Below are 14,173 nucleotides of genomic sequence, written 5' to 3'. Positions count from 1 at the left end.
AGGCTCGTTAAATGTCTTGGTGGATGACAACTTAGCTACGGCTTATCCAGTGTAGTCGATTGCGGCGCGTTTGCGGCAAGTTCACCCATCGTATCAACCTCTTGGCTTGATTGGGCAGATATGGTTTCTGGCTCCACGGCGGGTGTATTCTGCGCCGCTAAAGGCTCACCATCGAGATTGGTTTCGTTGATATTGCTGCTAGACTCATAGTCCAAATACTCAGGCATGGCCGCGGTAATTTCGGCGCCCAGCAACACTATCATCCAAGATAAATAGACCCAAACAAACAGAATAGGGATGGTCGCCAATGCGCCGTAAATGGCCTCATAACTTGGGAATTTAGTCACATACAGGGCAAAGCCTTTTTTCCCCAACTCGAACAGTAAGGCCGCCACTACCGCGCCTAATAGCGCATGCCAAAACTTCACCTTTTGATTCGGCACCACCATATAGAGCAGTAAAAACGCTGCCACCGAAAACAGCATAGGCAAGCGCTCGATAAATAGCGGCATCACCCCAGATAAGGCGTCGCCCTCAAACAGTTTTAATGACACCACGTAGGAAGTCGCCACTAGGCTCGCGCCCACCAGCACTGGGCCTAAGGTAATCACCATCCAATACATGGAAAAGGCCACCACCACTGAACGCTTTTCCTTAGTACGCCAAATATTATTCAGCGATTTATCGATGGCGGAGATCAGCATAATCGCCACCACGACCAGAGCCGCGATCCCCACTGCCGTGCCCTTAGAGGCATTGCCAACAAATTCATTAATATAGACTTGTACCGTATCGCCCGCCGCGGGCAGAAAATTCTCATAAACGAAGGCTTCGATTTGGCCACGGATCCCCTTAAACACAGGGAAAGCCGACAGCATCGACATAGTCACGGCCACCATAGGCACAAGGGATAACAGGGTGACATAGGCTAAGTGGCCGGCGCGGATATTGATTTGATCTTCCACTAAACGCTGGCGTAAATGCAGCAGGAAGCGCCAGATCCCGAGGAATAAGACTTGAATTTGTGCCAGTTCTATCTTCTTAGTCACGGGTTTCTCTTGATTCTGTTGGTATTGACTCGTTATCTTCGTACAATAAACACTTAATTTACAAGTCTAAGGAGTGAATTGATGTCACAACAAGGATCTGCGGGCAATGTTATCGCCGCTATCGCTAGTCTGTTCTTTCCCGGCCTAGGTCAACTAGTTCAGGGACGAATTTTGGCTGCATTGCTGTTTTTCGTGGTCACTGTGGTTGGCTATGCCCTCTGGTGGTTAGTGGTCCCTGCTGTAATAGGTGCTATCTTTCACCTCTGGAGCATTATCGATGCGGCGCGTTTTAAGGCCGACTAACTTCATTTGACTCAGTGACGGAATACCCAATGAAAAGATTGATCACCTCAAGCCTGATGGCGGCAACGCTATTGCTGACGGGCTGCCAGAGTGCCTATTACGGCGCCATGGAAAAAGTGGGCTACCACAAGCGCGACATCATGGTCGACAGAGTGAAGGCCGCAAAAGAATCCCAAGAGGATGCCCAAAAAGAGTTCAGTTCAGCACTCGAGGAGATGCAAGCCCTGCTCAACCACGATGGTGGCAACCTCGAAAAGGCCTATAACAAGGCCAAAGATGAATACGAGTCAGCCCAAACTGCCGCCGATGACGTGAGTAATCGCATCAATAAAGTCGAAGATGTCGCCGAGGCGCTATTCGATGAATGGCAAGCCGAAATCGGCGAGATCAGCAAAGCCAGCCTGCGCCGCAACAGTGAAACCAAGCTCAAGGAAACCCGCCGTTCCTACGAGCAACTGATGAAAACCATGCGCCGCGCCGAATCGAAAATGCCACCTATCCTCACCGCCATGAAAGACAATATGCTGTATTTAAAGCATAACTTGAATGCTCAAGCGATTGGCGCGATTAAAGGGGAATTTGCGAGTTTGCAGACGGATATTTCAGGCCTAATCAAAGAGATGAACAAGTCGATCAACGAGTCGACCAAGTTTATCGAGGCCCTCGAAAACTCTAAAGGTTAACGCTCAACGTCATCTTACCTTGTCAGCCGCAGAGGCTGGCAAGGTCGATACCCTCTTAAATCTTCCATTACGCCTGCTGTTTACCGCTTTATTTAACTCGATAAAATCCCCTAATCTCGCTGATTTTTTTTCATTCTCAGTACGCTATTGATACTTTATGGCATACTTGTTAGCTCAACGTTAATCATGAGAATCTGTATGGGCCGAGCGACATGGATGGGTTTACTCACATTGGGAGCATTGCTGCTCATCTGCGTGGCATTCACGACCAAGGCCGCAACGGCAGAGATATCCTGGCAGGATAATACGACCAGTCTCACCGACTTTCCGATGAGCTATTTTGTCGATACCTCGGAGAACATGCCCTTTACTGAAGTCACGCAACAAACCTTTATCGACTCCAGCAATCGCGTATCTCTTGGCACAGCCGCCATCAAAACCTGGGCAAAGATCCCCTTAGTTAATACCAGCAATAGCCCACAAACCCTGTATCTGCACCATCCCTACGCCTATCACAATCGCCAGGTTGGACTCTATGAAACAGTCGATGGGCAGGAGACACTGCGCCGAATACTCGACCTCGACGACCCTAGCACCTATGGCTGGCTCTATGGCGGTGCGGCGGTATTTGAGGTCACACTCGCGCCACACCAAAAGAAAACCCTATACGTCGAGAGCGTGTCCTTTTCACACCAATGGTTCTCAATCGATTTATACAACAAGGAACAATCCCAACGAGCATTGCTCGGCAGCTTTACCGATATTGCGGTTATGGTGGGCATGCTACTGGCGCTGATTATCTACAACCTATTGTTATTTATGTATTCCCGCCAGCGGGACAATCTGTTTTACGCCTGTTACTTAATCTCAGGCGGGATCTGGATTGCCCTCTCCTATGGGCTGGTCGCCGAAGTATTCGCGTTTTACGGCTCAGCCAGCCTGTATTGGCACCTTACCCTGATGACCATGCCCATCTTTTTGATTTTATTTATGATGGATATTTTCGAGACTCGGCAACATTATCGCTTCGAGCATTATGCCCTCGTCTTTGTGCTCGTCCTGTTAGTGGCCGAATTTTGTTATGGCGTGGTGGATATCATTGGTGCGCTGCGCTATTCCAGCAGCCTGGCTGCCTTGATGATGTTAACTACCCTCTCGGTCACGATTTCGCTGGTGATAAAACGACATCCCATCGCGAAATACTTTCTCCTCGGTCACTGTCTTTTCGTCGGTTTTAGTGGTCTTGCGGTGATGTTTTACAAAGGCCGCGCCGAGTTTAGCTATCTCTCAAGCCACGGTGTCGGCGTGGGCATTATGCTAGAGGCGCTAGTGCTTGCACTTATCATCGCCTATCGCATCCGTCTGCTCGAAGAAATTAAAGCCTCGCAGGAAGAACTTAAATATCAAGCGGCGACAGATTCGCTCACCCATTTATTTAATCGCCGTCATTTCCACAAAGAAGCGCAGCGGATCTATATGCAGGCTAGCGTGACACAACAACCCATGGCGGTGATTATCTGTGATATCGACCTGTTCAAACGGGTCAACGACAAATACGGCCATCTGATGGGCGATCAGGTCATTATCGATATTGCCACCACACTCAAACAGCATGCGCGTAAATGTGACATAGTGGCGCGCTACGGCGGCGAAGAATTTATTATGTTGCTACATGACGTGTCCCTTACCGAGGCACACCAATGCGCCGAACGCATTCGCAGCGCCGTTGCTGAGCTAAGCTTTATGGCCGAGACGCAAGAAGCCTTCACTGTCACCCTGAGTCTTGGGGTGGCGGCCGTTGATTTTGTCCATCCCCTAGAGCATGCCATCAAGCTGGCGGACGATGCCCTGTATCGCGCTAAACATCAGGGCCGTAACAATGTGCAATCCAGCGAAATCAATCTATTAGAGATAAAGGAAGGCATAAACTAACACGGCAAACCAAAGCGAGTGCCATCGCCTACTCTACAAAATCGACTCGGTCTATAGGGTGCTGTGTCGGCTTTGTGAGCTATCACTCGCTTTTACCACGGCATACTGTAAATATCGGATCTGCCGCACAATTTCGCTTTAGGCTCAAAAACTTATCCAACGAAAGCCACTCAGATGGAATACGTGTATTCTATTTGCAGTATTAACATGACTTTTATTGAATCTCTCACCCTGATGTTGGCCCTGATGTATATCGCATCCTTAAGTTATTGGAGCGGTAAAAAATGGGGCGCCGTTGCCACCTTACTCTTAAGTGTTGGCGCCGTAGCGATTAGCCTCTACTGGCCTTTGGCGCTCGCCCTAGCCATTGCCTTACCGCTGTGCCTGATAGCCAACAAGTTCGCCCCAGAGGAATTAAAGGGTGAGATAAAAATCAACACCCTGCGCGAAGGCTGCCAGCATCTGCTCGCGCTCTCACTGTTTATCGTCGCTATCCAATACTGCATCAATGCTATCCAGCTAAAACAAGGCATAGTGCCTTGGTTGATGCGCCCCGATGTCGCCGACGCCTTCTTGCCTATCGCGGGCGGAATTGAATTAAAAGCCATTTTGGCGCTCAACCTGTGGGACCAAACACACCCCGCCGCAGCCGTCATGCTCTTCGCCGTGCTACTCACAGGCTTACTCTGCAAACGCGCCTTTTGTGGCTGGGCCTGCCCATTAGGACTCGCTGGCGAATACCTCTACGCCTTACGCAAACGCTTTATCAAAGCAGAACTTGCGCCACCCGCATGGTTAGACTGGCCACTGCGTATGCTTAAGTACCTATTACTACTGGCGCTTTTTTACATCGTCATCGGTATGCCTAGCGAGTCGATTCCCTATTATCTACAGGGCAACTACCACAAGATTGCCGATCTTAAGATGGCGCTGTTTTTTGTCACGCCTGGGCTCATTACCTTAGCCTGCTTTGCTCTTATCCTCGCCTTAGCCGCATGGCGTCGCCAGGGATTTTGCCGCTATTTGTGTCCCTATGGCGCCATGCTGGGGATCTTAAGTTTTGCCAGCCCACTCAAGATCCGCCGCGATACTCAGCATTGCCTGATCGAAGCCAAAGGCATGAAGTGCGATAAATGTACCCGCGCCTGCCCAGCCAACATCATAGTGCACACCAAAACCACGGTACGCAGCGACGAATGCCAAGCCTGTATGCGCTGTGTGGCCGCTTGCCCTAAATCGGCGGCGCTCGGTTTTGGCCTCAAGTCGGGCCACAGAGTTAGCCATAAGGGCTTGTTAGTTTTGTTATTATTGGCACTCTTTGCCCTGCCGCTGGGCGCCTATTTAGCCGGGTTCTGGCATAGCCAAACACCGGACAGTATCCGCATGGAGCTTATCCAAGTAATTGACCGCGTGGGTCATTAATTCTCTGATTTATTGATAAATAGATATAAAAAAGGTGCAGCCCAAGCTGCACCTTTTATGTACACGCTAAGTTTAAGTGCTAATGATTAGGCAAGGTCGAACCTATCGGCATTCATCACCTTAGTCCAAGCGGCCACAAAGTCATGCACAAACTTCTCTTTGGCATCATCCTGCGCATATACCTCGGCATAGGAGCGCAAAATCGAGTTAGAGCCAAACACCAGATCGACGCGGGTTGCGGTCCACTTCACTGCGCCAGTTTTACGCTCGACTATCTCATAAAGATTGCTGCCCGCAGGCTTCCAGTTGTAGGCCATGTCGGTGAGATTCACAAAGAAATCATTGGTTAACACACCCACTTTGTCGGTAAACACACCGTGACGCGTGCCGCCATAGTTAGTGCCTAACACCCGCATTCCCCCAATCAGCACCGTCATCTCATGGGCGGTTAACCCCATCAATTGAGTGCGATCGAGCATCATCTCCTCGGGCTGAACCACATAATCCTTTTTTTGCCAGTTACGATACGCATCGTGCAAGGGCTCGAGTACGGCAAAGGATTCCACATCTGTCATTTCCTGCGTCGCATCGCCACGACCGGGGATAAAGGGCACTGTGATTTTGACTCCCGCAGCGTGGGCGGCCTTTTCAATCGCTGCGGCGCCGCCCAGTACGATTAAGTCGGCAATGCTGACTTTTTTGCTTAGGCTTGCCTGCAGCTCAATCAATACTTTAAGCACTTTTTGCAGCCGCTCGGGTTCGTTGGCCTGCCAATCCTTTTGCGGTGCTAAGCGGATCCGCGCGCCATTGGCGCCACCACGGAAATCCGAGCCACGGAAGGTGCGGGCACTGTCCCACGCCGTTGCCACTAAATCGGATACGCTGAGCCCCGAGGCTAATAATTTCGCCTTCAGCTCAACAATCTCACTGGCATCTAAACGGTAATCGACGCTTGGGATCGGGTCTTGCCAAAGCAAATCCTCATTCGGCACTTCTGGCCCCAAGTAGCGACTCTTAGGCCCGAGATCGCGGTGGGTTAACTTAAACCAAGCACGGGCAAATACCTCGGAGAAATAGGCAGGGTCCTGATAAAACTTTTCGGAGATTTTGCGATACTCAGGATCCATCTTCATCGCCATATCCGCATCCGTCATGATGGGATTAAACTTGCGATTCGGATCGCCCACAGAAACAACTTTATCTTCCTCTTTGATATTAATGGGTTCCCACTGTGAGGCGCCCGCTGGGCTTTTTTTCAATTCCCAGTCGTAATTTAACAGTAGGTGAAAATAACCGTTATCCCACTGGGTGGGATGAGTTGTCCAAGCACCTTCGAGGCCACTGGTCACGGCATTCGCGCCTGTGCCCGGGCCTTTTTTGTTGAGCCAACCCAAACCTTGGGCCTCAAGTTCTTCGCCCTCTGGCTCGGGGCCAAGATCCTGCGCCTTACCATTACCATGGCACTTACCGACAGTATGGCCGCCGGCGGTTAAGGCCACGGTTTCTTCATCATTCATCGCCATTCGTGCAAAGGTGACACGCACATCTTGGGCGGTACGCAGGGGATCGGGTTTGCCATCAACCCCTTCTGGATTCACATAAATCAACCCCATCATCACGGCGGCCAAGGGGTTTTCAAGGTCGCGCTCGCCAGAGTAACGACTATTGGGATTTTCCGTCGGCGCTAACCATTGTTTTTCAGAGCCCCAATAAATGTCCTTCTCTGGGTGCCAGATATCCTCTCGGCCACCGGCGAATCCATAGGTTTTTAAACCCATAGACTCGTAGGCCACATTGCCCGCGAGGATCATTAAATCCGCCCATGAGAGTTTGTTGCCGTATTTTTTCTTGATCGGCCAGAGCAGGCGACGGGCTTTGTCGAGGTTGGCGTTATCAGGCCAGCTATTGAGTGGCGCAAAGCGTTGATTGCCCGTTCCCGCGCCACCACGTCCATCGGCAACTCTATAGGTCCCGGCCGAGTGCCATGCCATACGGATCATCAGGCCACCATAGTGACCCCAGTCGGCGGGCCACCAATCTTGGCTGTCGGTCATTAAGGCATTGAGGTCGCGCTTCACCGCGGCGAGATCTAAGCTGTTGAAGGCATCGCGATAGTTAAACTTAGGATCCATAGGATCCGTCTTCTTATCGTGCTGGTGCAAAATATCGAGATTAAGCGCCTTAGGCCACCAGTCCATATTGTTGCTGGCGACCGCTGAATTCGCCCCATGCATCACGGGGCATTTACCTTGGGAGCTTTGCGTCTTGTCCATTGAATATTCCTTTACTTAGCTTGCACTAACGGGAGTAGCGCGCCCTAAAACTCTTGCTAGACACACTACGGTCGAAACGAGAGCCTTCACAGTTTGCCAAGGCTTGTTGGCAATCTTGTGACAGCAAAAAAGACAAATTTGGTAACAAAGACAATGCCATCACTAGGGATTGGCCTAACCATTAACCCTAGGCTAGATTCAACAAAACACAATCGAAATCGGTCAAAAGTCGCTATTTTGTGAACCAGTTCAGGATTAAAAATTAGCCAATTGAGGATAACAAAAATAGTAACAATGAACAAAAAAGCCGCTAAATGAGTTAGCGGCTTAATTTGATTGAGCGCTTTGAACGATTAGTTGAGCGTCTCCAACTCGCCGTTACGCCAAGGTTCAATCACAACCTTAATATGTGGATTCGGTTTCATTAATTGCTTGAATGCCCCCGATACCCCATCCATCCCCACTTTTCCCGTGAGTAGCTTACGCCAAGGAATAGTGCCCTGTGCTAATTCCGCTAAACAGGCAGCGAATTCATCAGGCTGATAGTAGTAAGAGAAACGCATATCCAGCTCTTTCACTGTGGCATAGGCGTAGTTGATATTCGCTTCTGCGGTGTGAATACCGGTCACAACGATAGTTGCCTTAGCTGGCGCACGCTTCACAAAGCCTTCAATCAACTTGTGAATACCCACGCATTCGAAAATCACCACACGATGACCCTCGGCAACTTCGGCGGCATAGGCGACTTCGTCCTGCTCACCAGGGTTCACAGTGTGAGTCGCACCAAATTCACGGGCTAATTGCAGTTTTTCGCCCTGTAGGTCGGCCGCAATAATATTGCGCACACCACGTAGGTGAAGCGCAGAAATTGCCGCTAAACCGATAGGACCACAACCCACGACTAAGGCAGTGTCTTCAACGCCCACATCACCACGGTTTACTGCATGTAAACCCACAGCTAATGGCTCAGTCAGCGCAACCGCTTCTGGCGGCAGATGCTCTGGCACTGGCATTAACAGGGCTTCATCGAGAATGAAGTACTCAGAGTAAGCACCGTTTACACCAGGGGTAACACCGACACCAGCGCCATTTTGGCTCATCAGGATAGGTACTGAAGTTACGCGAGTGCCGACTGCTAATGTTTGTTGCGTTTGCGGACCGAATTCTACCACTTCAGCGCAGAACTCATGGCCAAGCATCACAGGTACATGGTCATCTACGCCTTCTGGCATAACGCCAAGCTTGCGGTAGAAGCTAAACACTTCACTGTAGTGGCGAGTAATGTGGATATCTGAACCACAGATACCACAGGCAAGGCTACGAACTAACACTTGGCCAACCTGTGGTTTAGGTAAATCGACTTGCTGCAGGGTGACTTCGCCGTCCTGCATCACGATTGCCTTCATGGTTTGGGCATTCATCATGCTCATAGCCAAATCCTTATTCTGCGTCGCTCATACGCGCTTGAGCACCTGGTTTGATGTAACGAGCAGTAAAGCCTTGCGCTTTAGCCGCAGCAACAACAGCTTGCTCAATCCAACCTGCATCCATAATAAACATAAAGTTACCATCGGCATCGAAGTTAACGTTCACCCCGGTAATCACCATCACACCATCGGCACCTTCGGAATCCGCTGGGCAATGGAACGTATGGATAGAACCGCCCGGCTCGTACAAGTAGCTGCCCGCGGTTTGCGGTTGGTCTGGGTATTCGAGATAGTTCCAGCGACCCGCTAAGGTATAGAAATGCACTACACCCGTGTGGAAATGCTTAGGTAAGGTAATACCCGGCTTAAACTTAGCGCGGATCACCCAGATACCGTTTTCAGGATCTAAAAATAACGGGTACACATCAACGCCCGGCAGCGCATCTTTGATGATCTGCTCCTCGTTGGTATTGAGGGTTAATAAAAAGTCTTGATGATTAATCACTTCGGGTAGAGCCATGTTTGCATTCCTCATTGTTGTTATTGTGTCGGGTCAAGCTTCCACTACCCCAGCAGTGGATATTTAAAGTTTTCAAAGCCGTCGGAGGCGTTCACTGTGCAGCCATTGATGCAGTTGGCCTCGTCACTAACCAGAAACGCCACCACATCGGCAATCTCATTCGGTTGGGTAAATTCTTGACGCATTTGCTCTTTACGAATGTGTTCCCACAACCCGAGCGCCTCGTATTGACGCAGCATAGGTGTGTCGACACGGCCCGGCGCCACGGCGCAAACCCGCACGCCAAGCGGCGCCAGTTCAAGCGCGGCGCATTTGGTCATCATGTCGACGGCGGCTTTACTGACGTTGTAGGTGAAAGTCATTTCTGAGGCGATCTGCGCGTAAACCGACGAAGTATTTAAAATCACGCCCCGAGAGCCTTGGGCTTGGAATTGACGGCCACCGGCAAGGATGCCGTGGTACACGCCTTTTTGGTTTACATTGGTGACAGGTTCAAAATCATTAATAGGATCATGCTGTAACAGCGGCTTAGCCAAGCCTATGCCGGCATTATTGATCAGAATATCGAGCTGACCGAACTGGTCAGCCGCATGCTTGACCATGGCTTCAACTTGCTTGTAGTCGGTCACATCGACGCTAAAAGTCACCAACTTATCGGCGGGAAAATCGTTAAATACTTTGAGCGCATCGGCCGACAGATCGGCAGCAACAACGCGAGCCCCTTCGGCGAGTAGTTTACGGATGATCGCTTGCCCTATGCCCCCGGCAGCCCCCGTCACCACCGCGGTTTTATTCAGTAAACGCATAGCTGTCCTCTTTTTATATTTATCAATTTCATTATTAAGACGTTGTTAATTTAGATGGTTAATTGCACATATTCTTGACTTATTACGAGCCAAATTTGATATATTGCGAGTCTTATAACAAAGTGAACTAAGCATCCCATGTACCTAGTCCGAAGTGGTGCCGTCGCTCAATTCGAGCAACTGGTCCTAGAATTGGGGGAAAACCCCATAGAAATGATCCATCAGGCTGGATTGCGTCAGGCGCAGTTTCGCGATCCCAACACCTATATCGCTTATCCGCGGCTAGCCGAGTTATTGGAAATTGCTGCGCAGCGCTGTCAGCACCCCTTGTTTGGCTTAATGCTGGCCCAGCGACAAACTTTGCATGTATTGGGTGATTTACCTATGCTGGTTTCCCGCGCGGCCACTGTGGCCGATGCGCTGGCCCGCGTGAATGACTATCTGTATCTGCACGCCTCAGGCGTATCATTACAACTGCAATCTCAGGGTGAAATTGTCCGCCTTGCACTATCGATGAATGTTCACAGCCCTAGGGGCATAGAACAACTGATGCAAATGAGCGTGGCGCAGCTGGCAATGTTTGTCTCGAGCCTGCTGAATATCAATATCAGCAACGTTCCTTTGTATTTATGCCAAAACAAACCCAGCGAACAGGAATCTCAGCGCCTTACCCACTCGGTGCGTTTTCGCGAGCCCTTTAATGGCGTAGTGGTCAAGGCCTCGCAACTGACGGGGCGTAACTATCACGATGAAGAGGCGCTTAATCGCCACCTCCAGTCGCACCTGCAATATTTACAGAGCCGCTACCCCGACAATCTTGCCGACCAAGCACGGGACTTAATCCATCGGCTGCTGCCCACGGGAGAATGCTGCATCGAAAGGGTATCGACGGCGCTGGGTTTACACGAACGCACCCTACAAACGAGGCTGCAAGAGACGGGGCAAAGCTATCGACAATTACTACAGGATGTTCGGCAAAATATCGCCCAACAGCAACTCAGCTACGGCACGCAAACCATCACCGAACTCGCACTGCAACTCGGTTATGCCGAAGTCGCCGTATTTAGTCGCCACTTTAAAACTTGGACAGGATTTTCCCCAAAACAATGGCAACAACAGTATCGTAAGGGGCGAATTGAGGATTGAAGGCTGATAAAAAAGCCCCGCTAAGTTGCCTTAGCGGGGCTTTATTCACTCTGTGTAGTCACTTTACGCGACTACACAACCACCATTAGCCGCGGCTAGCGCGCTTACGGTCGTTTTCAGTTAAGTGTTTCTTACGAACACGGATGCTCTTAGGTGTTACTTCAACTAATTCGTCATCATCGATAAACTCAAGTGCTTGCTCAAGAGTTAAGGTGATTGGCGTAGTCAGTACTTGAGCTTCGTCAGTACCAGAAGCACGCATGTTAGTCAGCTGCTTACCTTTCAGACAGTTAACTGTCAGGTCGTTAGAACGTGAGTGGATACCCACAACTTGACCTTCGTAAACTTCGGCAGCGTGGCCGATAAACAGACGACCGCGGTCCTGCAGACCGAACAGTGCGAATGTTAGCGCCTTACCGGTCGCGTTAGAGATCAATACGCCGTTCGCACGTTGACCAATGTCGCCACCTTTGTGCGGACCGTAGTGATCGAATGAGTGGTAAATCAGACCAGTACCAGAAGTTGCCGTTAAGAACTCAGTTTGGAAACCGATTAAGCCACGGCTTGGGATGATAAAGTCAACGCGCACGCGGCCTTTACCGTCAAGCTGCATGTCTTTCATCTCAGCCTTACGTACACCCAGCTTCTCGATGACTGTACCTTGATGTTCTTCTTCAACGTCAACGGTCAGCGTCTCGTATGGCTCACACAGTTCGCCATCGATGGTTTTTAAGATAACTTCTGGGCGAGAAACCGCTAATTCGTAACCTTCACGACGCATGTTTTCGATCAGGATAGATAAGTGTAATTCACCACGGCCAGATACCGCGAAACGGTCTGGGCTGTCGGTTTCTTCAACACGCAGTGCCACGTTGTGCACTAATTCTTGTTGCAGACGCTCAAGAATGTTACGTGAAGTCACGTACTTACCTTCTTTACCTGCGAAAGGTGAAGTGTTGACTTGGAAAGTCATGGTCAGTGTTGGTTCGTCAACAGACAGGGGTGGCAGCGCTTCAACATTACCTGCGGCACACACAGTGTCAGAAATCTTCAGCTCACCTAAACCAGTAATCGCTACGATGTCGCCAGCGTTTGCTACGTCAACTTCGGTACGCTCTAAGCCCATGTAACCTAATACTTGGCCCATTTTACCGTTACGAGTCTTACCATCGGCGCCGATCACGGTCACTTGTTGGTTAGTCTTGATGCTACCACGCTTGATGCGGCCAACACCGATAACCCCCACGTATGAGTTGTAATCGAGCTGAGAAATTTGCATCTGGAATGGACCTTCAGCGTCAGCTGCAGGTGAAGATACTTTTTCAACGATAGTTTGGAACAGTGGCGTCATGTCGGTGCCAACTTCGTCCGGATCTAAGGTTGCAAAGCCGTTTAACGCAGAAGCGTAAACCACTGGGAAATCTAATTGCTCGTCAGTCGCACCTAAGTTGTCGAACAGGTCGAATACTTGGTCGATAACCCAATCAGGGCGAGCACCAGGACGGTCAATCTTGTTGATAACAACGATTGGCTTTAAGCCTTGGGCGAACGCTTTCTTGGTTACGAAGCGAGTCTGTGGCATTGGACCGTCAACGGCGTCAACCAGCAGTAATACTGAGTCCACCATAGACAGCACGCGCTCAACCTCACCACCGAAGTCGGCGTGGCCTGGGGTGTCTACGATGTTAATGCGGTAGTCGTTCCACTTGATGGCAGTATTCTTTGCCAGAATCGTGATCCCACGTTCCTTTTCAAGATCGTTGGAGTCCATCACCCGCTCAGTAGCTTCTCCCCGGGTTGCAAGGGTTCCTGATTGCGACAGCAGCTTGTCAACCAGGGTCGTTTTGCCATGGTCAACGTGCGCAATAATGGCGATGTTACGTAAATTCTCTAGCACGGATAAACCTCTTACCATCAAACAAAAATAGGGATATTTCAATATTCGTTATAGCAATCTACGTTGAGTCGCCATAAAAAAGCGTGACATTCTACTCCAGAGCGGCCTCGCCGCACAGGATTATTTTTGAACACTTATAAAACAATTTTTTGAGCACAGTGCTCAAAAGCCACTCTCTTGCCCGAGTCAAATAGCCTAAATGCACCGTTAATGCGCAGGCGATTCGCCAGTTTATCTTGTTATCGACTAAGCTAAGCAGCTGAATTCACTGTTTTTCACTCAGTGCTACTTTTGCCGCTCGGCCCAAAGCCGCCATAAGTATAGTCAATCCACGCCATCAAGCCGTGACGCCCCAGAATGAGCAGCGAAATAAGCCCGGCTGGCGCCATTTAGCGATTTCAGCGGATAACTTTGGCCTCAGTTTCAACAAACTCTATTCCCCATTGCGAACAACAATTTTAATGTATTGATAATTAAGCATTACTCAATATATACCCCCATAACCGTCCCGCTAAAAACAGCTTAGGTTGCCACAGTTTTGTGACATTATTGCGTGCGATTGAAATAGTGAGCTTGCACGGTTATCTCGCCTCACTAATGTGCTAGATTCATTGTGCTTTGTTTGGTTTCGAAAGCTGTCAAAAGCCAGAATTGAGATATCAATCCGGCTTGTCCATGAGTTTAATGGGCCGACGAGTTCGGGATAAATGGGCGT

At 49.9% G+C, this 14,173-nt stretch carries 11 protein-coding genes; 5 read left to right on the top strand and 6 right to left on the bottom strand.

Annotation, left to right across the window (positions count from 1 at the left end; genetic code table 11):
* Nucleotides 1-35 precede the first annotated feature (35 nt).
* Nucleotides 36-1,049 carry a virulence factor BrkB family protein gene (locus SHEWANA3_RS01660; protein WP_011715543.1) on the bottom strand — a complete coding sequence of 338 codons (1,014 nt, stop codon included), beginning with the start codon at nt 1,047-1,049 and terminating at the stop codon, nt 36-38.
* 81 nt (nt 1,050-1,130) lie between these two features.
* Here SHEWANA3_RS01660 and SHEWANA3_RS01655 point away from each other — a divergent pair, with 81 nt between their 5' ends.
* The 4 genes from SHEWANA3_RS01655 (at nt 1,131) to SHEWANA3_RS01640 (ending at nt 5,389) form a co-directional block, all read left to right on the top strand.
* On the top strand, nt 1,131-1,352 hold the full coding sequence (locus tag SHEWANA3_RS01655; RefSeq protein WP_011627464.1) for a hypothetical protein: 222 nt from the start codon (nt 1,131-1,133) through the stop codon (nt 1,350-1,352).
* A 29-nt stretch (nt 1,353-1,381) separates the two neighbouring features.
* A complete protein-coding gene (locus SHEWANA3_RS01650; protein ID WP_011627465.1) occupies nt 1,382-2,035 on the top strand; it encodes a DUF2959 domain-containing protein in 654 nt (217 codons plus the stop codon).
* 198 nt (nt 2,036-2,233) lie between these two features.
* The gene (locus SHEWANA3_RS01645) at nt 2,234-3,967 is read left to right on the top strand and encodes a diguanylate cyclase (RefSeq protein WP_049795871.1); all 1,734 of its coding nucleotides are present in this window, start codon (nt 2,234-2,236) and stop codon (nt 3,965-3,967) included.
* 207 nt (nt 3,968-4,174) lie between these two features.
* Nucleotides 4,175-5,389, top strand: a complete 1,215-nt coding sequence (locus SHEWANA3_RS01640; protein ID WP_041412511.1) for a 4Fe-4S binding protein — start codon at nt 4,175-4,177, stop codon at nt 5,387-5,389.
* A gap of 86 nt (nt 5,390-5,475) precedes the next feature.
* On the opposite strand, the gene katG is transcribed toward SHEWANA3_RS01640, so the two are convergent.
* The 4 genes from katG to SHEWANA3_RS01620 all read right to left on the bottom strand — a co-directional run bounded on the left by katG (nt 5,476) and on the right by SHEWANA3_RS01620 (nt 10,415).
* Entirely contained in the window at nt 5,476-7,662 is a 2,187-nt protein-coding gene (gene katG / locus SHEWANA3_RS01635; protein ID WP_011715540.1) for a catalase/peroxidase HPI, read from the bottom strand.
* A gap of 353 nt (nt 7,663-8,015) precedes the next feature.
* A complete protein-coding gene (locus SHEWANA3_RS01630) occupies nt 8,016-9,092 on the bottom strand; it encodes a zinc-binding dehydrogenase (RefSeq protein ID WP_011715539.1) in 1,077 nt (358 codons plus the stop codon).
* A 10-nt stretch (nt 9,093-9,102) separates the two neighbouring features.
* A complete protein-coding gene (locus tag SHEWANA3_RS01625; RefSeq protein ID WP_011715538.1) occupies nt 9,103-9,609 on the bottom strand; it encodes a 2,4'-dihydroxyacetophenone dioxygenase family protein in 507 nt (168 codons plus the stop codon).
* Between the two features lie 44 nt (nt 9,610-9,653).
* On the bottom strand, nt 9,654-10,415 hold the full coding sequence (locus SHEWANA3_RS01620; RefSeq protein ID WP_011715537.1) for an SDR family oxidoreductase: 762 nt from the start codon (nt 10,413-10,415) through the stop codon (nt 9,654-9,656).
* A 138-nt stretch (nt 10,416-10,553) separates the two neighbouring features.
* On the opposite strand from SHEWANA3_RS01620, the gene SHEWANA3_RS01615 reads away from it, so the two are divergent.
* Nucleotides 10,554-11,561 carry an AraC family transcriptional regulator gene (locus SHEWANA3_RS01615; RefSeq protein WP_011715536.1) on the top strand — a complete coding sequence of 336 codons (1,008 nt, stop codon included), beginning with the start codon at nt 10,554-10,556 and terminating at the stop codon, nt 11,559-11,561.
* 85 nt (nt 11,562-11,646) lie between these two features.
* On the opposite strand, the gene typA is transcribed toward SHEWANA3_RS01615, so the two are convergent.
* Nucleotides 11,647-13,458: a translational GTPase TypA gene (gene typA / locus SHEWANA3_RS01610; RefSeq protein ID WP_011715535.1), complete on the bottom strand. Its 1,812-nt coding sequence runs from the start codon at nt 13,456-13,458 to the stop codon at nt 11,647-11,649.
* Between the last annotated feature and the right edge of the window lie 715 nt (nt 13,459-14,173).

This window comes from Shewanella sp. ANA-3 (assembly GCF_000203935.1).
Taxonomy (GTDB): Bacteria; Pseudomonadota; Gammaproteobacteria; order Enterobacterales; family Shewanellaceae; genus Shewanella.
Note: the sequence above shows the minus strand (reverse complement) of the source record. Positions and strands in the feature narration are given on the sequence as shown.